The following is a 24,626-nucleotide window of genomic DNA, read 5'->3' on the forward strand; positions in this document are numbered from 1 at the left end:
ACGTCGCGGCGGCGCTAGCTTTCTCTGCCGCGCAGCGCCTGTTCGGTCAGCCACAGGCGCGTATCAAATTCCAGCTGGTGATACTGCGGCTCCATATGGCAGCAAAGCTGATAAAACGCCTTGTTATGATCTTTCTCTTTAATGTGCGCCAGCTCGTGTACCACGATCATGCGTAAAAATGCCTCCGGCGCCTGTTTAAAAATGGTCGCCACGCGGATTTCCGCCTTCGCCTTTAGCTTGCCGCCCTGCACGCGGGAAATGGCGGTGTGCAGCCCCAGCGCGTGTTTCATTACCTTGATTTTGCTGTCGTAAATCACTTTATTCAGCGGCGGCGCGTTACGCAGGGCCTGGTTTTTCAGCGTCAGCGCGTAGTCATATAACGCTTTGTCGCTGGTGATGGCGTGCGTGTCGGGATAGCGTTTTTGCAGTACTTCGCCCAGCCGCTGCTGATCGATTAGCTGCTGCACCTGAGTCAGCAATGACTCCGGATAACCTTGTAAATAGAGTAAAGACACAGGCGCTCCCACATAAATAATGGTCGAAAGCCGGATTTTATCATGCGGACGCCGCGCCGGGGGATCTTTGCGTCGACGGCGCGTGACGTTGCAAGCCTTAAGACCTTTTCGCATACTGTCGGTTTAGTGAATGATTCGGAGTCATCATGATTGATTACAGAGAGCTGTTCAGCGCGGGCGCGGGCTTTGAGGCTTTTGCCAAAACCGGCCTGGCTGGCGAAATTGCCGCCGTCAAAGAGGCGCGCGCGAAGCTGAACTCGGAAGAGTATGTTTCCAGCGAGCTGAAGGAGCAGGTAAAACAGGTGCGCGGCGCTTATTATCTGCTGACCGCAGCGGAATTGTGGTGTCCGGACTGCCAGCGCAACGTGACCGCGATGCAGTTTATCAGCGAGCTACAGCCGACCATCTCCCAGGCGATTATCAGCAAAAGCCGGGCGGAACGTACGCTGCTGCCCGCGCTGGCGCTGGATAAGGTGCGGATCCCTTTTACCGTGGTGCTGGATGAGAAGTTTGAGCCGATCGGCACTTTTGTGGAAAGACCGGAAAAAGCGATCCACGGCGGTGAAGCCGAGCTACAGGCCTATCGGGAAGGTCGGCTGTTAAACGCAACCATTGAGGACATTCTCGCTATTATTCATCAGCATCAGGCAACCCGCAGCTGACGGCAGCCGCAGGCAGCGCGGATCCGTCAGGAAAAAATCAGCAATTTCAGGCGATAACAAAGTCAGCGCGGCACGGCGGCGACAAAAGAAGAAAAGGTGACAGCGGTCGCAACTCTCGCCTGAACAAGAAAAACATTTACTGTCGGCGCATTTTAGGGGATAACTCGCGGGAATTTTTATCCAGCCGGAGATCCCATGAGCCAATTCGAACTGAGCCACCGCACGCTGACGCTGCACCGTTTTCCCCAGATGCGTGAAGAAAGCCCGTTACAGGCGTGGGACGCCGCCGATGAATATTTGCTGCAACAGGTTGCGGACAAGCCTGCCAACGGCACGACGCTGATCTTTAACGACACCTTTGGCGCGCTGGCCTGTGCGCTGGTGGGCGAAGAACTTTTTAGCATCAGCGACTCGTGGATCAGCCAGCAGGCGACGCGGCAGAACCTGCTGGAAAACGGCATGGACGAAGGCGACGTGCATTTCCTGGACAGCCTGGCCGCGCTGCCCGCCAGCCCGGGCCGCGTGCTGATAAAAATCCCTAAATCCCTTGCGCTGCTGGAGCAACAGCTGCGCGCGCTGCGCCATGTGGTAACGCCGGAAACGCAGGTTATCGCGGCGGGTAAAGCAAAAGATATTCATACCTCGACGCTACAGCTGTTCGAGCGCGTGCTGGGGAAAACCACCACGTCGCTGGCGGTAAAAAAAGCGCGGCTGATCTACTGTACGCCAGCGCTGCCGGAACTGGCCGCAGGCGCGGAAACCTACAGCTGGCCGCTGGACGGCACGCCTTACCACATTCATAACCACGCCAACGTGTTTGCCCGCAGCGGGCTGGACGTCGGCGCGCGTTTCTTTATGGCGCATCTGCCGGATAATATCGACGGTGAAATTGTCGATCTGGGCTGCGGCAACGGCGTGATCGGCCTGATGGCGCTGGAGCAGAATCCCACGGCGGAAGTGCATTTCGTTGATGAATCCTGGATGGCGGTTGCCAGCAGCCGGATGAACGTGGAGGTTAACCGCCCGCAGGACATGGCGCGCAGCCACTTTGCGGTCAATAACTCGCTGGCCGGTTTCCCTTCCGATCGCCTGCATGCGGTGCTTTGCAATCCGCCTTTCCATCAGCAGAACACGCTGACCGATCATATTGCCTGGCAGATGTTCCGCGATGCGCGCCGCTGTCTGCAATACGGCGGCGAGCTGCGCATCGTCGGCAACCGTCATCTCGACTACTATCGCAAAATGAAGAAGCTGTTCGGCAACTGCACCACCGTCGCCTCTAACCAAAAGTTTGTGATCCTGCGTTCGGTAAAACTGCGTTAACGCCGCCTGATCCAGGCATATCGCTGCTGATAGCCATGCTGAAAATGGCCGTTGCGGCGATAGCTCGCCTGTTCTTCCGCCATACAATAGGTGCAGATGCCGCTCAGCTCGATTTGCGCTTCCGGCACGCCTGCGCGCATCGCCATGCGTTTCGCCAGCAGCGGCAGATCGAACCAGACGCCCTGCGTGGTGCCAATCGCCTGCGCTCTTACCGCCTGCGGATTGCGATATTGCCGCGTGGAGTACGCCAGCAACGGCCGCAGGTCGTGCGGGTTTTCCTGACGCATAGCCGCGATGCGATCCTCGCCCAGTTCATAACAGCACGGCCCAATCGACGGGCCAACGGCAAGATACAGGCTGTCCGGCGTTGCACCGCGCTCGCAAAGCCGATGGATAGCCTGAATGAGCACGCCTTTTAGCGCGCCGTTCAGCCCGGCATGAACGGCGGCGACCTGCTTCTGCCGCACGTCGGCGATCAGCACCGGCAGGCAGTCGGCGGTATAGACCGCAACGGGGTACAAATCTGTGGCAATCAGGCCGTCGGCCTCGTGGCTTTTCACCGGCAGCGCTTCGCTGCTCAGCAGGACATTAGCCGTGTGGCGCTGACGATTCATGATGCTTTCCGGCGGCGGCGGCTCGCCAGCGGGCTGAAAAGCATGATCGAGCCAGGCAAGAGAAGAGAGCAGGGTGGAATGGTAAGCGTGCGGCATCGGGCGACCTTTTTAACGGATGTCCTGAGTCCTGATAGCTTAACCTGGCGATGTGAACGGCGGATAACTTTTGTTGCCGCCGCCGGGAAAAGCTTCGCCGCGCTGGTGTGGCTAAATCGTTAATGCCAGCCGCGTGCCCTGGGCGATAGCGCGCCGTGCATCCAGCTCTAACGCGCGATCCGCGCCGCCGATAATGTGCACCGGACGGTCGCCCAGCGCTTCCGCCAGACGACGATCGGACTGCTGGCCCGCGCAGATCACCACGTTATCCACCGCCAGCAGAACCGGCTCGCCCTGATGCAGAATATGCAGGCCGTCATCGTCAATTTTCAGATACTGCACGTCGCCCCACATCTTGACCTGACGCATCTGTAGGCTGGCGCGATGGATCCAGCCGGTGGTTTTGCCAAGGCTGGCGCCGGGTTTGCCTGGCCTGCGCTGAAGCAGCCAGATTTGGCGCTCGCTCTGCGGCGGCTGCGGCGTTGTCAGGCCACCAGGCTGTTGCAGCGTGCGGTCAATGCCCCATTCCTGACAGAAAGCGGCGATGTTCTGACTGGTTGGCTCGCCGTGCTGGGTCAGATACTCGGCAATATCAAAACCAATACCGCCCGCACCGATAATCGCCACGCGCTTGCCCACCGGTTTTTTATCGCGCAGCACCGCCAGATAGCTCAGCACGCTGGGATGGTCGATACCGGGGATTTCCGGCGTGCGCGGCAATACGCCGGTTGCCAGCACCACCTGGTCATATCCGGCCAGATCTTCTGCCGTGACGGCATGATTAAGCCGCAGCGTAACGTTATTCAGCATCAGCTGGCGCGTGTAATAGCGTAGCGTCTCGCTGAACTCCTCTTTGCCCGGAATTTGCCTGGCAAGCGTAAACTGACCACCGATAACGGCTGCCCGATCGAACAGCGTGACGCGATGTCCTCGTGCGGCAGCATTTACCGCAAAAGCCAGTCCGGCCGGCCCGGCGCCGACTACGGCCAGGTTTTGCGGCTTTGCCGCGGGCGCGATCGCCATTTCGGTTTCGTGGCAGGCACGCGGATTAACGAGGCAGGAGGTCAGCTTGCCTGCAAATATCTGATCCAGGCACGCCTGGTTGCAGCCGATGCAGGTATTGATTTCATCGCTGCGGCCTTCCTGCGCCTTACGTACAAAGGCCGCATCGGCCAGGAAAGGACGCGCCATCGACACCATATCGGCGCAGCCTTCATCCAGCAAAGCCTGCGCCACGTCCGGATGATTGATGCGGTTAGTGGTAATCAGCGGCACGGTCAGGTGCTGCTTCAGCTGCTTTGTCACCCAGCCGAAAGCGCCGCGCGGAACGGAGGTGGCAATAGTGGGAATGCGCGCCTCGTGCCAGCCTATGCCGGTATTAATCAGCGTCGCGCCCGCTTTTTCTATGGCTTGTGCCAGCCGCACCGTCTGCGGTAGCGTGTTGCCCTGTTCCACCAGGTCGAGCATCGACAGGCGATAGATAATGATAAACGCCTCGCCGACCGCCTGACGAACCGCCCGCACGATTTCCAGCGCGAACCGCATGCGCCGCTGCTCGTCGCCGCCCCATTCGTCGTCGCGCTGATTGGTTCTGGCAGCCAGAAATTGGTTAATCAGGTAGCCTTCTGAACCCATGATTTCCACGCCGTCGTAGCCTGCCTGTTTCGCCAGTGCGGCACAGCGCGCAAAATCAGCGATAAGCGTCAGGATGCTCTCATGACTCAGCACGGCTGGCTTAAAGGGATTGATGGGCGCCTGTAATGCGGACGGCGCAACCAGGCCTGGCTGATAGCTGTAACGACCAGCATGTAAAATCTGCAGCGCAATCTTGCCGCCGGCCTGATGCACGGCTTCGGTGACTACGCGGTGGTGCGCAAGCTGGTCAGGATGGTTGAGGACGGAAGCGCCAGCCGTGACCACGCCTTCCGCCGAGGGAGAAATCCCGCCGGTAACAATCAGCGCTACGCCTGCGGCCGCGCGTTCCGCATAAAAAGCGGCCAGGCGGCGCGGGCCGTCGGGATGCTCCTCCAGCCCGGTATGCATCGATCCCATCAGCACACGGTTTTTTAACTGCGTGAACCCTAAATCCAGAGGCGAAAAAAGTGAGCGGCTCATAGTTGCGATCGTCAAAGTGGTCGGATGAGTTCCACTGTAGCGGCGGCGCCCTGTTTCCGAAAGCGGTGCAGATAAAATTGTGATGTATGCCCGGCTAATTGGATAAAACGGAAGTGGGTGGACCTGGTGTAGTCGTTGGAATGAGTGGCGTTGCTGGAATTGGTGTAGTCGTTGGACTTGGTGGACTTGGTGGACTTGGTGGACTTGGTGGACTTGGTGGACTTGATAGATTTGGTATGGTCGCTGGACTTGGTGGAGTCGTTGGAATTGATGGCTTTGGTGCGGTCGTTAGAGTTAACGGAATCGGTAGATTCGGTAGATTCGGTGGAGGCTGAACTCAGCCGTTTCGCCATCATCGCTGAAGCTTTTAACCTTCAGGTACTTTCATCCTTCTTTTCGTACCAAGTGCATATTATTAAAAACTAAAATTTTACATTTTATAGCGGACCTTTTTATAACGTTCGGATCGCTGTTATTTGATTGACCCCACAGCTGAGTGTTGGCTCCCCGGACGCCGTTGCAGGAATTGCCGAGCCGTCACGCAACTCTGCGTTTTGCCGGTGGGATAACAAGGGAAAAGGGGTAAACTGCGCGGCGGGTGCTCTGGATCTTTCGGTCCCGGGCATGGCAAGGGACAGAAAGAGAAAGGCCCCACCCGATATTATCAAAGTGAGGCCAACCCTTATGTCCAACAACATAAAGGTAGCCTTTTACCCGCTGAAAAGCAACGGAGAAGGAAGCCAATGAAGGCAGCAAAGTTACTCTTTTTGAGCCTGCTCATCTTCTGTGTAACGGTACTGATATTTACATGGATAACGCGCGGCTCGCTGTGTGAACTGCATATCAGACAGGGAGGAACGGAGGTTGTCGCCAGCCTGGCTTACGAATCCGGAAGGTAAGGCGACCCGGCGGCGGGCGTAGTCCCGCCGCCTGTTGCGGCATGATCCACGAGCACCCTTCTTTTTGTACGTTACTCTTTTTTTTAGGGCCATAAATATTGATAAATGGACTTGCGGATTATATTTGTGGCGGCTCTGTTTTAACGGTCAGTACGGTATTTTTTGATCGACCCCACGATCGGGAATGCGATCCGTTGACGCCGTTGCAGGAATTGCCGAGCTGTCACGCAACTCTGCGCTTTGCCGGTGGGATAACAAAGGGAAAGGGGTAAACTGCGCGGCGGGTGCTCTGGATCTTTCGGTCCCGGGCATAGCAAAGGACAGAAAGAGAAAGGCCCCACCCGAAGTTATCAAAGTGAGGCCAACCCTTATGTCACAACAACATGAAGGTAGCCTTTTACCCGCTGAAAAGCAACGGAGAAGGGAGTCAGGGAGAGGGATGTGTGTCAGGTTGCCTGATTGCCATCAGCATCTCGTTATACCACTGCTGCAAAGAGAGTTTTTTTACGGCACTAAAGCCATATGCGGAAAAAAGCGTGGATAAAAGGGCCGGACGTACGGCCTCACCTTTGTACTGGTATTGCAAAACCAGCACAGCCCTCTATGCTGCGTTAGCAAATTCTTGCTTCAGAGAGCATAAAATGAGATTTCCCGGCCTGACCAAAGGATTTTTTCTCTTAATCCTGCTTATCGTGACCGTCGCTTTTTTCGAGGTGCTGCAACCTTATTATTCCGCTGTGTTGTGGGCAGCGATCCTGGCGGTCATTTTCCATCCGATGAAAAACAAAATCCGCCAGTGGATGGGAGAAAGAAACGGCGCCGCCTCCCTGGTGACCGTGGCGATTATCTGTCTGATCGTTATTACGCCGCTGGCGCTGATCCTCTCGTCGCTGGCGGTTGAGTTCAACATCGTTTACAGCAAAATTCAGGCTAACAGCACGCCGCTACCGACAATGATGACGAATACGGTGCACCATCTTCCGCAATGGGCGCAAAATTACCTGGCCGATCATCAGCTGAATACCGTGGGCGGCATTCAGCAGAAGCTTTCTCAGGTTGCGTTGCGGGGCAGCCAGTATCTGGCCGGCAGCGTGTTCCTGATCGGGAAAAGCAGCCTGAGCTTTGCGTTAGGCTTCGGTATCATGCTTTACCTGCTGTTCTTCCTGCTGAAAGACGGCTCCTGGCTGGTCAACATTATTCTGAAATCGCTGCCGCTTTCACGCTATGCAAAACACCATCTGCTGGCGAAGTTCGCTGCGGTGGCCCGCGCTACGGTAAAAGGCACGGTCGTGGTAGCGGTGGTGCAGGGCGCGCTTGGCGGCTTTGCCTTCTACGTGACCGGCATTGATGCCAGCCTGCTGTGGGGCGCGCTGATTGCTTTCCTGTCGCTGGTGCCGGCCGTAGGTTCGGCTATTGTCTGGGTGCCCGCCGCCATCTTCTTTTTCTCTACCGGATTAATTTGGAAAGGCATTTTCCTGGTCGCTTTCTTTGTGGTGATTGTAGGCCTGGTGGATAACTTCCTGCGGCCGTTGCTGGTAGGCAAAGACACTAAGATGCCGGATTATCTGATCCTCATTTCTACGTTAGGCGGAATGGAAATCTACGGCATCAACGGTTTTGTCATTGGCCCGCTGATTGCCGCAATGTTTATTGCCTGCTGGAACCTGCTTTCCGGACGCGATCACGAAGGCAACAGCGAAGAGCTGGACCCAGAGTTTATTGAGGAAGGCAAAACACCGCCGGCCAGCTGATTAAATGCGGCCCTGCGGGGCCGCTTTCATTTCTGCGCTTCTTCAGGCAGCTCACGATAAAATCCCATCCCTATCAGCCTGCCGAATAAAAATGGCAGGAAAGGGCGACGACGCAGCCAAAGCTCCATACGACCGGGCGGCTTGCGTCGAGGCTTTTTCCCCGCTTTGCTAATCATAATTTGCAGCGACTGCGTAGCCCAGGTAGCGAAAGCGCGCCGCCGCTGGACTTTCTCCAGATCTTTCAACGTCAGCGAACCCTTTCTCAAAGGCCCTGACAGAAGATTAGCGGTCGCTACGGCATCCTGGATCGCCAGGTTGACCCCCACGCCGCCGATGGGTGACATGGCGTGCGCGGCATCCCCAATACACAGCAGGCCAGGTTTGGCCCACTGCTGCAAACGGTCGATGCGGATCTCCAGCAGCTTAACCCGATCCCAGTCGGCAATTTCCAGCTGGAGTCGCTCAAGGGAAAAAGGCGAAGCGCTGGCAACCTGCTGCAGAAAAGCGGAAAGTCCGGTTTCCTGCAAAGCAGTAAAGCTGCCCTGCGTAATCGAATAGCCGCACTGCCAGTAGTCGCCGCGATCGATCATTATAAAATGGTTCTTAGGCCCACGATGGCCTGGCGACCATTCAGGATCGTCGGCCTGTTTAGCGACTTTCATCCACAGAACATCGCGTGGCGAGCCGAAACGCTGTACTTCCAGACCGGCGAGCTCTCGAATGACGGAGCGGCGGCCATCGCAGCCAATAACAAGATTGCTGCGGAATTCGCGCGCTTCGCCTTCCACTGTCGCCTTAACGCCTTTGATCTGGCCCTGCTCTTCAATTAATGCGTCAACCTTTGCGTTCTGGATTAGCTGAAAACCGGGCAGCTGTAAGGCTTTAGCGTGCAGGAAGTTCAGAAAATCCCACTGCGGCATAAAAGCGATATATTTACAGCGGGTAGGCAGACGAGTGAAATCCGCCATCGTCGCGGGCTGACCATCGATTTCGCCGTAAAGCCTCTCTGCTTTTTGGTGTGGCAGCGCCAGAAATTCATCCAGAAAACCCAATCGCCAGATAATTTCCAGCGTAGAGGGATGGATAGTGTCGCCACGAAAATCCCGTAAAAAATCCCCGTGTTTTTCCAGTATCGTCACAGGAATGCCGTTGCGCGCCAGCAGATAACCCAGCATCAGCCCGGCCGGGCCTGCGCCGACGATGCAGCAGGAAGAAGGGGTAGAGGTGTTCATTCAGGACCGTCCGGCTAACTCAATAAATGATAATTGTTATCATTGGTCAGGAAGAAGATCAAACTACATCGGGCCGGACAGCACTAATGTTTCATATTGGTGCTGGCAAAGCTGCGCTGCGGCAAGCCGATACAGGCAACCGGTTTAGCATAGTCCGGCAGGTTTTAGCGCTATGAGAAAAGGCGTGTGTTTTTATTATTAACAGGCTAACCCTTACTTCACTTAATTAGAAATAAGAGCAGTTTTGTAGCGTTTCATCAGCGGATGATCAGCATGGCAATTAATTGTTCTGCTTTCTAAGGCTGCAAAGAGGGCCGTAGCGTAATAGCGGCAGCAGCGACCTTCCGGCGCCTGAGCCCGCTTTTTGCTCAGTACGCTAAACGGCCCGAAAGGGCCGTTTAGCGTACTGACAAACCTGGAACAGGGTGAATCTGGCAGCACCCCATAGACTCAAGGTGCAGGGAACACAAGCAGAGGAGGAAAGCGTCCCGCGCCATGGACGGCGTGGGTCGAGCTGTCAGGGACGACGTTTTTTGCGTCTTTCCGATCTGACCGTGTTCCCTGCACAGACTCGATCTTGCCGCTGACCTGACCAGACTTTGTCAACAATCTCGTTTTTTATTGCGGCTCTTTCGGCAGCTCGCGATAAAAGCCGATGCCAATCAGGCGGCCAAACAGGAAAGGCAAAAACTTCCGCTTGCGCAGCCACTTCTCCATGTTACCGGGCGGTTTGCGGCGCGGTTTCTGCCCTGCCTTGCTTATCATGATTTGCAGCGACTGCGTTGCCCATGTGGCGAAAATCCGGCGACGCTGCACCTTTTGCAGATCTTTGAGCGTAAGCGAACCGGCCTTTAATGGTGCAGAGAGCAGATTGGCAGCGGCAACGGCATCCTGAATCGCCAGGTTGACGCCAACGCCGCCAATCGGCGACATCGCATGGGCCGCATCGCCAATGCAGAGCAGTCCCGGCTTTGCTCACTGCTGCAGGCGATCGATACGGATCTCCAGCAGCTTTACCCGATTCCAGTCCGTTACTTCCTGTCGCAGCCGCGCGAGGGTAAAAGGCGATGCCTCCGCCAGCGTTTCCAGAAATGAAGGCAAACCGGCCTGCTGCAGCGCCTCCAGGCTCGCTTTGGGAATGGAGTAGCCGCACTGCCAGTAATCGCCGCGATCGATCATAATAAAATGCTTCTTCGGCCCGCGATGTCCCACGGACTATTCAGGATCGTCGGGCAGTTTGGCAATTTTCAACCACAGCACATCGCACGGCGCCCCAAAATTTTGTACGGCCAGGTCAGCATGTTTACGCACTGCCGAGTTACGGCCGTCGCAGCCAATCACCAGCTCGCTACGAATTTCCTGCTGCTCACCGTCAATGGTGGCTTTAACACCGCACACTTTACCCTGTGCTTCGATCAGCCCATCAACCTGCGCATTATGAATAAGCGTAAAGCCCGGCAGTTCTGCGGCCTTCGCGTTGATAAAGTTCAGGAAATCCCATTGCGGCATAAAGGCGATGTATTTGCATTGGGTAGGAAGACGGGTGAAATCCGCCATGGTGGCTTCCTGACCGTCGATCTCGCCGGAGAGCCTTTCCGCTTTCTGATGCGGCAGCGCCAGAAATTCCTCCAGAAAGCCCAGCCGCCAGATAATTTCCAGCGTAGAGGGATGAATAGTATCGCCGCGAAAATCGCGCAGAAAATCGGCATGCTTTTCCAGCACGGTGACGGGAATGCTGTTGCGGGCCAGCAGATAACCGAGCATCAGCCCGGCAGGGCCCGCGCCTGCGATACAGCAGGATGAGGGGAGTGAGGCGCGGGAAGAGGTCATGGCATTGCGTCCAAAAATAAGTATTACGTGATAATAGTTATCTTGTCGCTTACCAGGAAAGCGATTCCTTGCTGGCTTTGAGATTCTGCTTATACATCATATCCAGCGTCACATAACTGCACATATCAATTGAGCCCTTGCAGTAATCGCTGATGACCTTGTTAAGAATGGTTCGATCTTTCGCCGCGGTGAGATGTTTGAAGGCGTTAAGATTCTGCTTTTCCATCATGCGAAGCGTGGTCGGCTGGCACATATCGATGCTGCCTTCGCAGTAATCCTTCTTAACTTTGGCCTGAATATATTCAATCACTCCTTTTTTTTGCGCTTCTGAACCGTCGAAATCCATTGGATGAACAAAAGCGGCATTAGCCGCGCAGGCGGCAAAAAATAACGCGAATCCCAGAAATTTTTTCATGCTGAAAAACCTTAAAAAAAACGAACAGTTAAGATTAATCTTATTTTTACGAGATGTGAAGCCCTCTAAGTGAAGGATCGATAAGCTATTTTAATCTCCCGCTGAAGCAAGAAAAGGAGATAAAAAAGCCACCTCCTGCGAAGTGGCTCAATCGCTATCGCTGCAGGCGCAGCATGCTGGAAAGTGCCGACAGCGCCGATATCAGGCAGGCCAGTCCAAATACCCAGACGGCGAACCGCATTCCGGCCGGGTCGCTCAATCCGTTAAGCAGGGCAATGACCATCGCCACCAGCGCCGCGCCGATCGACTGGCCGGCGGTTCTCGCCGTTGATAAAACGCCAGAGGCGGTTACCGTACGGTTCGCGGCGACATTGGAAAACATCTCTTTGTTATTCGGCGGCAGGAACAGCCCATAGCCGATCCCGCAAACCGCCACCCGCCACAGGAAATCATTGACCGTGGCGGCTTCCGGCAGCAGCGCCAGCGACCCCAGGCCCAGGCAGAAAATCACCACGCCGACGGTAGAAATTTGCGCCGGATTTAAACGGTTAGAAAGTCTGCCTGCAAGCGGGGCGCAGACGGCTACGGCAATCGGCCATGGCGTAAAGATAAACGCGGCCTCCAGCACGGAATAGTGGAAGGCGTGCTGCAGAACAAACGGCAGCCCGACCAGCGCCATCCCCTGCGCCACAAACATGGAGACGGAAGAGAGCACCGCAAAGGTGTATTGCCGGGAATGGAAGATATCAAAAGGCAGCAGCGGATGTTTTGAACGCCTCTGCGCGTTAACAAAAATGGCGATCAGCACTGCCGATGCGACGCCGCACAGCACGAGCGTGCGGCTATCCCAGCGGCCGATCTGATCGACTGCGACAACCATCAGGCCTAATGCAGCGGCCGACGTTATCGCGCCTCCCCAGTCGAAGCCTTTTTCCTTCTCCGCATCCACGCCCAGAGAGACAAACGAAAACACGATGGCAAGCGCCCCCAGCGGAAGATTGATATAGAACAGCCAGGGCCACGAGAGATAAGAGATGATCAGCCCGCCCAGCGCAGGGCCAATCGCCGTTCCCACCGCAAACGCCAGCGCGTTCAGCCCCAGTATGGTGCCCAGCATGTGCGGCGGAAAGATAACCCGATAAAGTCCCAGCCCGACGCTAATCATAACGGCGTAGCTGATTCCCTGGAGCACCCGCATCGCCACCAGAACGCCAAAGGTTGGGGAGAGGCTGCAGCCCAGCGACGCCAGCGTAAACAGAATCATTCCCGCCGTGTAGAAGCGCCGCTCCCCAATCCTCGAACCCAGCGAGGCGCAAATCAACATCGCCGCCGCGCTGGCAACCTGATAGCCGTTGGTAACCCAGATAACAGAGGCTGAATCCACCTGTAAGGCTGCGGCGATTGAGGGCAGCGAGATATTAACGATGGAGCTGTCGAGCGCCGCCATGATCACACCGATTAAAATAGCCGCTGCCGCCAGATAGCGTCTCGGGGCCTCAAATCCCTGTTCCAGGGTACTGCTGCTTACCAACGACATGCCTTAACATCCTGTAGTGGGTGAAAATTATGCACAGAGACTTTCAGTTTCAACATTCGCCCCTTCGAGGTAAGCCACCAGGCCCAGCATCAGCACTTCTTCCGGGCTGGCTACCATAGGGGAGCGTGGGGCTTTCCAGAGCGTTTTACTGCCGTTGATGCGGATACTTCTCAGGAAGCAGTAGGTGGTGAGCACGTAGAACCGATTCCGCATGCTTTCGCCCATCAGCGGCAGCAGCCCGGCAATGCCTCCCAGCTCCGGGATGGCACCGAGAATGTTGCCGTAGTCGGGCTTCGCCAGCACGAACATCAACGCGTCAGCCATCGGCACCACTTTCACCGCATCCTTCACTTCGGCGGCAAGTTCGTGCCAAAAAGAAAAGGCAAATCGGGAGAAACCGAAAAGCGGATCGAGTCCCCGCACTGAAAAATCGGGATCGATAAAGCGGGTCTGCGCCTGTTCCTCGTTGTAAAGCACGTTGCCAAAGTGAAAATTGAAGTGGGCTTTTTCCACCGATCTGAATTTTTCCGTTCGCGCCAGCTCCAGCGACTTTTCGACGATCTCGCGGGCGGTTCGGTTGCACCTCGCCCCGTTAAGCAGAATCGGCTTATCGAACAGGTCATGGGCGAAACGCGCGCCTTCCCACTCTTCCCGTAGCCTGGCCGGCATATCGTCGAACGTCGCCAGCTGATTATCCAGCTCCATGCCGATGGCTCGCTGAACGTTTTCCAGCGCGTTGATAACAATTGTTCTGCGTTCAGCCAGCGGGCGCCCGTCGTCAAACACGATTTTCGACAGCGGAAGGGCGTCGATCTTTTCCAGAATATAGAACTGCCGTCCGGCGGCCAGCCCGTCGTGCAATACCGGAACCATCAAATCCGGGTAAATATCGTGCAGCGCGCGTATCTGATCGACTTCAGCTTTTAGTTTGCCGTTAAACGTGGCGGAGCTGGCCGTCTTAACGACAAGGCCTGAACTCAACAGATCGACCGTGTGGGAGCGTGTCATTTTTCAATCCCCTGGAAAGTGGCGACGGGCAGGCCAAGCGCGACGCTGCGCGCGACGGAGCGAACGACTGCGCTATAGCCAACCGTATTGTTTACAAATGACTGAACGATAATCTCACTTAAATTCTGCTCTGCCAGCCAGGCCGGACGCAGGATAAGTAGGTGATTCTTGTCGGAAAGGATGGTGGAGCAGCGGCGCTCCCAGGCATAGGCACGGCTGCCCAAAGGCGTCTGGGATGCTCTGACGACGTGCGGATGCGTTTCACTCACGCGCTCGATCGCCGTCTTGATAAGATCGAGACTTAACGCGCCGCTGTCCCGGACGATAAAACGGTTAATCTGATAGCCAGGCGCGTGGACGGGCGCGCGTAGTGAAACGGTATTCACCAGCGGCGCCCAGGGCATAACTTTCTCCTGACTCATGGCGATTTGCGAGAAGCTGGGACGCAGATTGTCGCGTGCGTCCTGCATGCGCCCTTCAAAAGATCGCGTGCCGAGCACGCCGTTAGGCGTATCGGGATGCACAATATCGGTTTCTACCGAAATAATATGCGAGGCATTGCAATGAACGGCTTTCAGCGCCTCGGTCACGACACGTAGCGAGGCATGCATGCCGTTCGTCTGGCAGGAGCCGAGGCAGTACATCCCGGAATCAACCACCCGGCGCTGAATGGTGCCGATCTCATCGCTGGTCAGATCCTCCAGGCAGCCATAAATGCTCGGCAGCTCGTTTGCCTCTGCAACGCCCAGCACCACGTCGGCGAGCTCCAGCATATTACGGGCAACCGGGCTGTTTCTGTCCATATCCAGCTTGCTGGTGGCGATAAAACCGATGTCGAAGCGGCCGCTTTGCGGCGGAAGCTCTTCGGCTAAATTGCCAAAGAAGAAGTGAACTTCGCGACCTTCGATGTTGAGCGTATTGTCGCTAATAATCTCAATACGCGATTGCATGCCGGGTTGCGCCATCGCCAGGCGGGCAATGATGCCGTCAATCGGGCGCAGGTCCGGATAATGCTTATCTAAAGACGGCGGATTGGTCACCACGGTTTGAATAGCGAAGCCATCTTTTGCCGGATCGTTTTGAATCAGCAGGTTTGCGCCGATCTCCGCGCCGCAGCCAACCAGTATTGCTTTTTTCACTTCATCACCTCGAAATAAATTAACGGATGTTGTTTTTATGGGATCTATAGCCATGAGAACATCTTCAGGAAGTCGGTAACGGGCATCGCATCCAGCTTTGATTCAGAAATCAGGGTGTCGGCCAGAACCGACGCACGGTTGCGCAGCGGGCTGTCTGAAAGATTCAGATGGAATTTGGCCAGCAGCGCATCGAAACACTCTCCACGACGACGTACATGGCCGCGCGGATAGTGGATGGTTTCAGCGATCTCTTCCGTCATGCCGCGACACTTCAGGTAAAGCGCATTGGGAATGGCGCGTTTTTCCGGGTCGTAGTAGCTCTCGGTAAAAGCAGGCCGCTCGGTGCAGGTAATTTTCATGCGTAGTGCATCCAGCTGCGGATCGGCGGCGAGCGGTTCGTGAAAATCCTGTACGGTGAGATTTCCGGTCTGCAGCCCAACCGCAATCATGTACTGAAGGCAGTGATCGCGATCGGCGGCGTTTTTAAGCGGCCCTGACTTATCAATAATCTGCATGGCCGGTCGCGTCGTTTCCACGCGGACATATTCAATGCTTTCGGGCGAGAATCCGGCGGCGACTATCCGCTCGCGCAGGTTAATCGCCGCCTCCACTGCGGTCTGCGCATGGTATTCCGCAGGATTGGGAACCTTGAACAGGATATTTTTGATAACAAAGTCGGAGAGGCCGCGTGACAAATTAAAGGGCTTTCCGCGTAAAACCGCATCATCAAATCCCCAACGGCTGGCGGTAAGCGCGGAGGGATAGCCCATTTCGCCGGTCTGAGCGAACAGCGCCAGCTGAAGCCCGCGTGCTGTCGCGTCACCCGCCGCCCAGGATTTACGCGTGCCTGCATTGGGCGCATGCCGGTAGGTTCTGAGAGAATGGCCATCGATAATGGCGTTGGAAAGGGCGCTTAGCGCCTGCGCTTTTGACAGGCCAAGCAGCTGAGCTGAGGCGATCGCCGAGGCCAGCTTGACCAGCACAACATGATCGATGCCCAGCGCGTTAAAGCAGTTAGACAGGCAGAGCACGCCATGGATCTCGTAGGCGCGAATCAGCGTATTTAATACGGCTGCCATATCGGGTTCCTGCTGGCTACCGTCTGTCAGGCTATGCCATGCTGCGGCGGCCAGGATTGCGCCCAGGTTATCGGAGGGATGTCCCCACTCCTGCGCCAGCCAGGTATCGTTATACTCAAGCCAGCGGATCATCGACCCGATTTGAAAGGCAGCCTCAATCGGTCCCAGCTTCAGGGCGGTCCCCATCACCGGAACACCCTCGCTGCTCTTACTGAACTGTGCGCTGCGCATCAGTTTTAAGCAGTCGTCATCGCTGGAGGCGGCAATCGCGCAGCCGACGGAATCCAGCAGACAGAAACGCGCCAGGCGCAAAGTCTCATCATCAAAGGTTGACTGCTCATAGGCATAATCAACCAGTTCAACCATTATTTTATCAAATTCGGCCTGCGCCATAATTTATCCCATACGCTAAAACAGATTTAAAGGAAATCAGCAACGGCGATCCGCTACGGCTATATGCAGAGAATTAAAATAAAGCATTAACCTGTGAGTTATCGCCGGGTCTTGTTCGCCAGATGTTATTTTTCACGTCAGGTAAACGCCAGCGAATAAAATCGAGATCTTCATCGAAAATATGAATATTCTGGCGATATTCTGAAAATGGAAGATGGCTAATGAGATGGGCAGCATTACGAAAAAAATCGGGAGATCGGGCTGAATATTTTTTGATTACTTATATTATCCTGGCAGGAGAAGCTATCCGTTTGGTGCTGTTTAACATCAGCGTCGGTGCGAATTTTCGGGGCGACTCAATAATTTCGATAGCGGTATCGAAATTATCCATTAGGGCAAACGGCCGGATTACCCTATTAATAAGAGCGGCAGCATAGTCCTGCAGCTCAAAAAAATTCACGGATTCCATAAGTAAATATTGCAAATTCAAATAGTGCAAGCGATGGAACCGAAGAGAAAGAAAAAATAAAAATGGGGAGTATTGAATGTTTATTCGGCCGCTTAAAATAACTCAGCATGTAGACGTGCAGGGGCCAGAAAATGCGAAAACGTTGGTACTTCTTCATTCGCTGGGCACGGATTTGCACCTGTGGGATTTGCAAATGCCGCGTTTAACCGAACGCTATCGCGTGGTGCGGCTGGATATTCGAGGCCACGGTTTAAGCGCAATCGACGCGCTGCCATTCTCCATGGCCGATTTGGCCGACGATGTCATCGCCGCGCTGGACCATCTGCACATCACTGAGTTTTCGGTTGCGGGAGTGTCAATTGGTGGAACCATCGCGCAGTGGATCGGATTCAAGATACCTGAGCGTGTACAGGGACTGGTGATTGTCGATACCTCGCTGGTCAATGCCGCTCCGCCTTCACTTTGGCGAGCCAGAGCGGAAGATGTTTTTCACCACGGTGTTGAACATCTTGAAACGGGTATTTTGGGTAAATGGGTCACGCCGAAGTTTATCGACTCGCCCTACGCAGACGGCATGAAGCAGATGCTGCGCCGCACCACGGTTGAAGCCTTCGCCGGCTGTTCTTATGCCATCGCCGATACCGATCTGACCAATATGACTTTTCCACGCGTCAGGGCGGTAGTGGTGAGAGGTGCGGACGATCTGCTCACGCCGCCAGATTATGCGCGACGCCTGGCTGAAAAATGGCACGCAGAGCTGCACACCATACCTGGGGCGGCACACCTGCCCAATTTTGAGCAGCCTGATGCCCTTACGAATGAAATTCTCTCGTTTATTGGTGCCGATAAGCCATCCTGAGGCAGGTTCGGGCTGAGCAAACTATGCCCGGCAAGATCCGGCCGCGCAACTGGAGTAACACTATGAATCGTCGGAAGTTCATTGGCGGTAGCCTGGGCCTGTGTGCCGGGGCGCTGATATTGCCCGGCATGATTAACCGGGCAAATAACCGTCATGATCTCATTGAAATGAAGCTGCACAGTGGAACGGTAACCATAAGCCTGTTTCCCGAGCTGGCTCCTAATCACGTGGATCGCATTAAAACTCTGGTGCAGGCCAGATTCTATGACGGCATGCCGTTCGCGCGAGTTATTGAAGGCTTTATGGCACAAACGGGAGATCCGGTAAAAGAGACTGGCCTGGATTATTTAAGGCTACCGAAACTGGCGGCAGAATTTAACAGCCTGCCGTTTGAACGCGGCACTCTCGGCATGGCCCGATCCAGACATCCGCACAGTGCCAGCCATCAGTTTTTTATCACATCCGCCCGCTCGCGCTTTATGGATCAAAATTACACCGCTTTTGGCAAAGTGACGCGCGGAATGGAACTGATCGATGGGCTTCGCCGTGGATGTTCTGAACTCGGTACGGTGGTCAATCCTGACGTTATAAAAAGCATGAGATTAATCCCACTGAAAGCAGCGTAAATATCCATTCGCAGGAGCGAGGTAAAATGCCCAGTATTACCCTTTATACATCCGCGGCCCATCGCATTAACCACGATGCCTTTGCGGAATTTTCAGCCTCGTTAACTCATATTGCTATGAAGGTATTAAAGGCAAAAGAAAACAATATTCATATTAGTTACCTTACGGCCGAAATAGGTTTTGGTACGCCGGTATACTTTGAAGCAAAGCTAAGGCAGGAAACATTTCGTACCGCGCCGGTACTGGAAGAATTTTTGCATCAGGTTGATGAATTAATTAGGGAGAAAATGGGGGTCGTTGCGAGGATCCGCTGTTTCTCTTATGACGTAAATAACATCTGTGTAAAAAACTAAGGAACAGGCTATGAGTACACTATTTCCCACCCTCGAACTCGGTGATATGTCGATTACTGCGGTGAGCGACGGCTATCTGCAGGTTGACTTTGGCATGCTGGCTAACGTCAACGCAGCAGAGTGCGAAAACATTCAGAATGGCGCACGGGTAAACGGGCTTAACGATGTGCATATCAATACTTTCCTGGTGCGCCGCCAGGGCAAAAATATTCTTATCGATAGCGGAGCCGGCGGCATTAAGGGCTGGGGAGGCGGGCTGGTGGCTAACCTGGCAAAAATGGGGCTGGAGCCGGGAAATATCGACGCGGTGCTGCTGACACATGCGCATCCCGATCATATCGGTGGCCTGCTCAATGCGGAAGGTGAAGCGGTCTTCAGCAATGCCGAACTGGTGATCAATAATGAGGAATATCGCTATCTGGAGGATGACAAAAATTTTGCGGCGGTCGCCGATCGGGTTAAGGGGAATTTCCTGCTGGCGCGCAGCATATTTGAAAAGTATCAGCAGAATTTTCGCCCGTTCGATAAAGGTGAGGTACTGCCCGGTATTTTTGCCATGCCGCTGAAAGGCCACACGCCGGGCCATACGGGCTACAGAATTGAAGGCAGTCAGGAGAGCCTGCTGATTTGGGGCGATATTGTACATTTTCCGCACATTCAATTGCAGAAACCGGAAGTGACGATCGCCTTTGATTACGACGCTCAGATGGCGGCAGAAACTCGTTCTCGCGTGCTCGATATGGTCAGCTCCGATCGCGTTCTTATTGGCGGCATGCATTTCGGAGAATACGGCTTTGGCCATATTGAAAAGGGCAATTCAGGATACGGAGTCGTCAATATTAAAAAATAAAAAAACGTAATGAGCTTCATGCTCTGAAAATAATTGTTTTATCGAATGGCAAGGCAGTATTTATTCAGGCTGCTTTGTCATCGCTGCTTTTTTCTGCATATCGCTATCTTTCAGAATATATTTTGGTATCTCAATACTATCCTTATAGGGAATATAATGAATTCTGCGCTTAATAGAGAAACAGGTGTTAATGCCGCTTGCGGCGAGGTGAATCATTTTAATGACGGTCAATCGCTGGGCCCAGGAGAACTTCCCAGGCTGCCTAAACTTCCCTCATTAACAGGGAGCAGATTCTGGGCCGCCTTTTTAGTTTTTTTATTTCATTCATCGTTGCCAAGCGATCTGGCGCCGTTTGCTGATGCCAACATCCAGCACATCTTTACGGTGATGGTAGGGAAAGCGGGCTGGCTCGGCGTTTCCTACTTCTTCATACTCAGCGGCTTTATCATGGTATGGTCAGCGAAAAATAACGATACGCCTGGCGATTTCTATCTGCGTCGTTTTGCCAAGATCTATCCTACCCACTGCCTCACCTGGGTGATGGCGTTTATTATTGGCGCGACCAGCCTTTATCAATATAAGCTGTGGTCCGTGAACCTGCTGCTGCTGAATACCTGGTTTGATGATGTACATTATTTCTTTGTGGGCAACCGCCCCAGCTGGTCACTGTGCATCGAAGCGATGTTTTACCTCTCCTTTCCTTTCCTCTTCAGGGTCATGAAAGCGATACCGGCAAAATTTGACCTGCCCGGATTAATCGCCGTTACTGCTGCCTCCCTGCTGGTGCAGACCGGCATTTATCTCTGGGTTGAGCCGAACCACATGATGGGCGCATTTCCGATTTCGCAGCAGCATTTTTGGGTGTCATATATTTTTCCCCCGGCGCGTATATTTGAGTTTCTCGCCGGTATGTTTGCCGCCAGGTTGTTGATTAACGGTCGGGCACTGGTGCTGAGTAAAACGGCCTCGCTTGCCATTCTGGCGGCGACTTACGTCGGCTCAATGTATATTCCCTACCAGTTCAGCATGAGCGTGGTATTCATCATTCCTGTTTGCCTGTTGATTATCTCTATGGCTGGCGATGATTTGAAAACCAGAAAGACCGTGCTGAATAATCAGACCTCGGTATGGCTGGGAGAAATATCCTATGCGTTCTATATGGTTCACTTTTTAGTACTGTTCTATTTTTTAAACCTTACGGCGGGAAGAAAATTCAGCCTGCCGGAAGGTATCGCGCTGATCGCCGTTGCGCTGGTGCTCTCCGTTTCGCTGGCGTCATTTATGTACAAGTATTTTGAAGTGCCAGTGATGAAATTGATTCTGGAAAAGTGCCGAACCAAGGCGCTGGTCATTGTGCGTAAGCCTTCATAACTTAAGGCAACGGGATCAACAAACAGCTCGGTTATTCAGGTTGAGAGCATGTAGCAGATTACGGACTTCCTGCTGGCTCAGCAGGAAGTCCGTATGCGCTTTGGCGGAAAGGCCAGGTCTTAATGACCGGGATTGTGCAGACGGGGATCCTGAAAAACGGATGTCATCACGCTTCTGAATTTCGTGCTGTCCAGGTTAGCGCAATCGGCACGGTAAACGAGCTCGATTCTGAAGTCGTTAAACTGGCCGGAGAGCTCATGGATTTTAATTTTGTTCTGTACCTCGCTGCTGATTGAACAGCGCAATACCAGAGAGACGCCTTTACCCGCAGCAACGCTTGAAAACAGCACGGGATAAGAGCCGCACTCGACAATTCGTCTTGGGGTGATACGGCCTTCTTTGAACAAAGTGGTATAGTTGCGGGTCGAGGTTGCACACTTTTTGCTGCTAAGCATAAAAACTTCGTCATCCAGCGTGGAGATATCCGTGATGGTCGGAAAATCCTTTTCTGTAATGATGACCAGCTCGCTGGATAGCAAAGTCGACCGCGTATGCTGCGCATTAGAGAAACCGGCACCAATGATTACTGCATCATATTCATTCTGATCGAAAGCGTTGAGCAGGCTGATAGTATTGCCAATCGACACATCGATGTTCCAGCCCAGATCGTAACCTGAGTCGATCATTGAACTGATCACCCACGCGGGCAGGCATTCGATTATGCCAATACGCATGTTCACCTGGCTGCTTCTGGAGTGGAAGATGTTGCTTTTACAGTCATCCGCGAGGTTCAGTATTTTAACTGCATAGTCGTAGAGTATCTGGCCTTGCGCCGTCAGCGAACAGCCATCGCTTTTCCGGTCGAGCAGGGTGACATCCAGATTATCTTCAAGGCTTCTGATTCGGTGTGAAATGCTCGACTGCACGCGATTCAGACGCTCGGCGGCCTGAGTAATATTTCCTGTCTCCACAACCGTTACGAACGCAAGAAGTTCATTTAACTTCATTTAATACCCCATGCTAAAAACCAAACCATCGGCACAAAACAATTTATAAGGTTTATTAATAAATTTGTCACTTTCTTTTGCTTCTGTGGCCGTACGGACAATTCACTTTCAGACTAAAGCCCTGACGTCGCCAGGGCCGGGTTGAAAAGCTTTTTACTCTGCGGTGTTAATGGCCAGCATATAATATTTATTGCTGTTGAATTCGAAGAAGCCTAAGTCTTCGAAATTATTCCTGTGGTGGAAAGCGTAAGAGCGAGGATTAAGCACATTAACAAAAGTCACGGTGTGCTTATAACGAGAGGCAAAAACCTTACGCTGATGGGCCAGCAATTTCTCGCCAATTCCCTGGCTTCTGTAGGCAACATCAATACAAACAGGCCCGTACTGATAGGAAGTATCGGCGGAAAGCGCCTCGCCATTGAACGAATAATCTTTAAGAATGCTCGCCATATAATCGAACATCGGCCAGGGTTTTAAAAAAAACCATGATGCCCCTAATAACAGGCCAACGACTTTTTTCTCTTTTTCATCGTAAGCAATGGTCACGCCGTTCTCTCTATCGCTTAAATCCTGTAGCTGCTGCTCGGTCATATCGGTAGTAACAAAGCCGTTCTCACGCTGGTCGCTATTCAGATTCTTAACGTGATGCCGCTCCAGCAGCTGTTTAACTCCGGCGATATCATCGTGGGTTGCCAAACGGTAAGTGATATTTTCAGCACAATTTTTCATCATTAAAAACCCGTAAAATATTTAACCAGTAAAGTAATCATCATCACGCCAACGGAAACAAAAAGAACTTTTCTTATTATTTCACCGTTAGTGCGTATCGCGTGCAGGCTGCCAATATGATTGCCCAGCAGACTGGCAACGATCATTGGAATGCCGATAAGATAAGCCATTTTTCCGGCAATGGCGAAAGCCACAAACGCGCCGATATTTGAAGAGAAATTGAATATTTTACTGGTAGCAGAGGCCTGTAAAAGCCCAAACTTATTAATTACCGTCAACGCAATAATAAACAGGCTCCCCGTGCCCGGCCCGAAGAAACCATCATAAAAACCCACGGTAAAGCAAACCAGGAACACGGCCAGAAACGAGGCATTACCTGCAGATTGCGCCGTGGTTTTTACCCTGCCTTTGATGGTGGCGGCCAGTAAGCCGACAGGCAGCAACGCAACGATAACCAGAGATAGCGCCTCAGCAGGTAATAAAAGTATTACCCGGGCACCGACATAGGCGCCAACGAGCGCAGATATCAGACCGGCTGGTACGACACTCCATATTACTGACTTGTTTTTAATAAAGTTTTTTATTGCTGCAATGGTGCCTATGGTACTGACTAATTTTTCCTGACCGAGCGCGAGCTGCGGAGGAAGCCCGGTTAAAATAAAGGCAGGAATAAGAATCAGACCCGCTCCACCGGCAATGGCATCAATATAACCAGCGACAAAAGAGGCTGCGACCAGCAGAATTAAGCCAATAAAAAAATAGTGGGCAATGAGGCTTCCCTCAATAAAAAATGAGGAATTAAATAATTCAGGCATACTTCTTTCCGTTAAATAGTGCGTAAGTGATGAAGGCAGTTTGCAGCGTCAAGCAGCTGACTGTTAAGCGGACGATTGAGTAAACCAAAGACCCGCAGCAGCCATCTGTCCGTGCCGTCAAAACGTGGCTGAAATGCATTTCGGGTATGCATGGTTCTCTGGTTTAAAAAAGTAATGGCATCGCCGGGATTGAGCGGCGCATCAAACCACAGGCTTCGGTCCAGAGTGAGTTCACGCATAATTTTCAGCGCGTTTTCTGCTTCAGGATTCATGCCGCTGGTATTGTGCCAGTCGAAGCGCGAGTACCATACGCCGCTCTCTGCTACAAGAACAGGGACGCCTTCTACAGAAGCATTTCCTTCAAAGCTTGCCGGCCTGTCGACTTTAAAAAACGGCTGCGTCAGAATAAATTTTGTTTCTTCAGACAGAAGGGCGATGACTGAATCCAGCTTCAGTAAACTGGTCCTGACATTATCTTCTTTTCGTAAACAAAGAAGCGTCAGCGTATCGGGACAATTACCTAAGGTTGAAAACGGCGTTTCTCCGGTAATCGGCAGATCGGGATTATCGACGTGCGGATAAAAATCATACTTTCCTCCCTGAGAACTGATTTTATCTTCTGCTTTCATCATCGGACAGACGTGGCGGATTAAATGGCCGTTATTCTCACCCTGATAGACTACGGGCCACAGGCCAGCCTCGAAATGCGCCGATAATAAAGCCCCGTGTAAATCTGAATTTTTACTTTCAACAAGATCTGCATCTGATGGAAAAAGAGGCGTTTTGGTAAGCTCGTCTGCCCTGAATTGCGGCAAAGACCATAATACAAAACACTCTCTTTTTAACCCGGTGGTAAATTCCACGGTACTCATCGGCAGTGCATCACGTATCCTGCCCGCTTTTGTTAAAATTAGTCCATTCTTCATTATTTGAACTGCC

At 53.3% G+C, this 24,626-nt stretch carries 23 protein-coding genes and 1 pseudogene; 9 read left to right on the plus strand and 15 right to left on the minus strand.

What is annotated here, in order from left to right:
• Positions 1-14: 14 nt before the first annotated feature.
• Positions 15-515: a M48 metallopeptidase family protein gene (locus QCD69_RS17775; protein ID WP_253455745.1), complete on the minus strand. Its 501-nt coding sequence runs from the start codon at positions 513-515 to the stop codon at positions 15-17.
• A 146-nt stretch (positions 516-661) separates the two neighbouring features.
• On the opposite strand from QCD69_RS17775, the gene QCD69_RS17780 reads away from it, so the two are divergent.
• Together QCD69_RS17780 and rlmG are read left to right on the plus strand one after the other, a co-directional pair.
• A complete protein-coding gene (locus QCD69_RS17780) occupies positions 662-1,177 on the plus strand; it encodes a thioredoxin family protein (protein WP_301252949.1) in 516 nt (171 codons plus the stop codon).
• Between the two features lie 195 nt (positions 1,178-1,372).
• Positions 1,373-2,500 (plus strand): 23S rRNA (guanine(1835)-N(2))-methyltransferase RlmG, encoded by a 1,128-nt coding sequence (gene rlmG / locus QCD69_RS17785; RefSeq protein WP_301252951.1) that lies wholly within the window; start codon positions 1,373-1,375, stop codon positions 2,498-2,500.
• Here rlmG and QCD69_RS17790 read toward each other — a convergent pair.
• The 3 genes from QCD69_RS17790 to QCD69_RS17800 form a co-directional block, all read right to left on the minus strand.
• Entirely contained in the window at positions 2,497-3,210 is a 714-nt protein-coding gene (locus QCD69_RS17790; protein ID WP_301252952.1) for a polyphenol oxidase family protein, read from the minus strand. The two genes, rlmG and QCD69_RS17790, sit on opposite strands and share 4 nt — an antisense overlap.
• Before the next feature lie 111 nt (positions 3,211-3,321).
• A complete protein-coding gene (locus QCD69_RS17795) occupies positions 3,322-5,325 on the minus strand; it encodes an NADPH-dependent 2,4-dienoyl-CoA reductase (protein WP_301252954.1) in 2,004 nt (667 codons plus the stop codon).
• A gap of 11 nt (positions 5,326-5,336) precedes the next feature.
• Positions 5,337-5,681, minus strand: coding sequence for a hypothetical protein (locus QCD69_RS17800; protein ID WP_301252955.1), 345 nt, complete (start codon positions 5,679-5,681; stop codon positions 5,337-5,339).
• 387 nt (positions 5,682-6,068) lie between these two features.
• Between QCD69_RS17800 and QCD69_RS17805 the strand changes: the two genes are divergently transcribed.
• Positions 6,069-6,224 carry a Hok/Gef family protein gene (locus QCD69_RS17805; protein WP_253455735.1) on the plus strand — a complete coding sequence of 52 codons (156 nt, stop codon included), beginning with the start codon at positions 6,069-6,071 and terminating at the stop codon, positions 6,222-6,224.
• Between the two features lie 641 nt (positions 6,225-6,865).
• Positions 6,866-7,975, plus strand: coding sequence for an AI-2E family transporter (locus QCD69_RS17810; protein ID WP_253455732.1), 1,110 nt, complete (start codon positions 6,866-6,868; stop codon positions 7,973-7,975).
• Between the two features lie 26 nt (positions 7,976-8,001).
• On the opposite strand, the gene QCD69_RS17815 is transcribed toward QCD69_RS17810, so the two are convergent.
• The 7 genes and pseudogenes from QCD69_RS17815 to QCD69_RS17845 form a co-directional block, all read right to left on the minus strand.
• On the minus strand, positions 8,002-9,207 hold the full coding sequence (locus QCD69_RS17815) for an FAD-dependent oxidoreductase (RefSeq protein WP_301252957.1): 1,206 nt from the start codon (positions 9,205-9,207) through the stop codon (positions 8,002-8,004).
• Between the two features lie 618 nt (positions 9,208-9,825).
• Positions 9,826-11,037 (minus strand): annotated as a pseudogene (locus tag QCD69_RS17820) (FAD-dependent oxidoreductase).
• Positions 11,038-11,086: 49 nt separating this feature from the next.
• On the minus strand, positions 11,087-11,452 hold the full coding sequence (locus QCD69_RS17825; protein WP_253455727.1) for a hypothetical protein: 366 nt from the start codon (positions 11,450-11,452) through the stop codon (positions 11,087-11,089).
• Between the two features lie 154 nt (positions 11,453-11,606).
• Positions 11,607-12,989, minus strand: a complete 1,383-nt coding sequence (locus tag QCD69_RS17830) for a DHA2 family efflux MFS transporter permease subunit (protein ID WP_253455724.1) — start codon at positions 12,987-12,989, stop codon at positions 11,607-11,609.
• A 27-nt stretch (positions 12,990-13,016) separates the two neighbouring features.
• Positions 13,017-13,997 carry an aminoglycoside phosphotransferase family protein gene (locus tag QCD69_RS17835; RefSeq protein WP_253455721.1) on the minus strand — a complete coding sequence of 327 codons (981 nt, stop codon included), beginning with the start codon at positions 13,995-13,997 and terminating at the stop codon, positions 13,017-13,019.
• Positions 13,994-15,136 carry a hypothetical protein gene (locus QCD69_RS17840; protein WP_253455718.1) on the minus strand — a complete coding sequence of 381 codons (1,143 nt, stop codon included), beginning with the start codon at positions 15,134-15,136 and terminating at the stop codon, positions 13,994-13,996. Before QCD69_RS17840 ends, QCD69_RS17835 begins: the two co-directional genes overlap by 4 nt.
• 44 nt (positions 15,137-15,180) lie before the next feature.
• Positions 15,181-16,608 (minus strand): bifunctional 2-methylcitrate dehydratase/aconitate hydratase, encoded by a 1,428-nt coding sequence (locus QCD69_RS17845; RefSeq protein ID WP_253455715.1) that lies wholly within the window; start codon positions 16,606-16,608, stop codon positions 15,181-15,183.
• 545 nt (positions 16,609-17,153) lie between these two features.
• Here QCD69_RS17845 and QCD69_RS17850 point away from each other — a divergent pair.
• From QCD69_RS17850 to QCD69_RS17870, 5 genes are all read left to right on the plus strand, one after another.
• Entirely contained in the window at positions 17,154-17,936 is a 783-nt protein-coding gene (locus tag QCD69_RS17850; protein WP_253455713.1) for an alpha/beta fold hydrolase, read from the plus strand.
• A gap of 62 nt (positions 17,937-17,998) precedes the next feature.
• Entirely contained in the window at positions 17,999-18,562 is a 564-nt protein-coding gene (locus QCD69_RS17855) for a peptidylprolyl isomerase (protein ID WP_253455710.1), read from the plus strand.
• A 26-nt stretch (positions 18,563-18,588) separates the two neighbouring features.
• Complete coding sequence (locus QCD69_RS17860) at positions 18,589-18,915, plus strand: hypothetical protein (RefSeq protein WP_301252961.1); 327 nt, start codon at positions 18,589-18,591, stop codon at positions 18,913-18,915.
• Positions 18,916-18,925: 10 nt separating this feature from the next.
• Positions 18,926-19,765, plus strand: a complete 840-nt coding sequence (locus tag QCD69_RS17865; protein WP_253455704.1) for an MBL fold metallo-hydrolase — start codon at positions 18,926-18,928, stop codon at positions 19,763-19,765.
• Between the two features lie 156 nt (positions 19,766-19,921).
• Positions 19,922-21,136, plus strand: coding sequence for an acyltransferase family protein (locus tag QCD69_RS17870; RefSeq protein ID WP_253455702.1), 1,215 nt, complete (start codon positions 19,922-19,924; stop codon positions 21,134-21,136).
• A 119-nt stretch (positions 21,137-21,255) separates the two neighbouring features.
• Here the strand turns inward: QCD69_RS17870 and QCD69_RS17875 are convergent, their stop codons facing one another.
• The 4 genes from QCD69_RS17875 to QCD69_RS17890 all read right to left on the minus strand — a co-directional run bounded on the left by QCD69_RS17875 (position 21,256) and on the right by QCD69_RS17890 (position 24,613).
• Complete coding sequence (locus QCD69_RS17875) at positions 21,256-22,143, minus strand: LysR family transcriptional regulator (protein ID WP_253455699.1); 888 nt, start codon at positions 22,141-22,143, stop codon at positions 21,256-21,258.
• Positions 22,144-22,296: 153 nt separating this feature from the next.
• Complete coding sequence (locus QCD69_RS17880) at positions 22,297-22,875, minus strand: GNAT family N-acetyltransferase (RefSeq protein WP_253455696.1); 579 nt, start codon at positions 22,873-22,875, stop codon at positions 22,297-22,299.
• Positions 22,875-23,687: a sulfite exporter TauE/SafE family protein gene (locus QCD69_RS17885; protein ID WP_253455693.1), complete on the minus strand. Its 813-nt coding sequence runs from the start codon at positions 23,685-23,687 to the stop codon at positions 22,875-22,877. Before QCD69_RS17885 ends, QCD69_RS17880 begins: the two co-directional genes overlap by 1 nt.
• 11 nt (positions 23,688-23,698) lie before the next feature.
• Positions 23,699-24,613 (minus strand): TauD/TfdA family dioxygenase, encoded by a 915-nt coding sequence (locus QCD69_RS17890; RefSeq protein WP_301252962.1) that lies wholly within the window; start codon positions 24,611-24,613, stop codon positions 23,699-23,701.
• Positions 24,614-24,626 lie beyond the last annotated feature (13 nt).

Origin of the sequence: Erwinia sp. PsM31 (assembly GCF_030433775.1) — a bacterium.
GTDB classification, from domain to species: domain Bacteria; phylum Pseudomonadota; class Gammaproteobacteria; order Enterobacterales; family Enterobacteriaceae; genus Erwinia; species Erwinia aeris.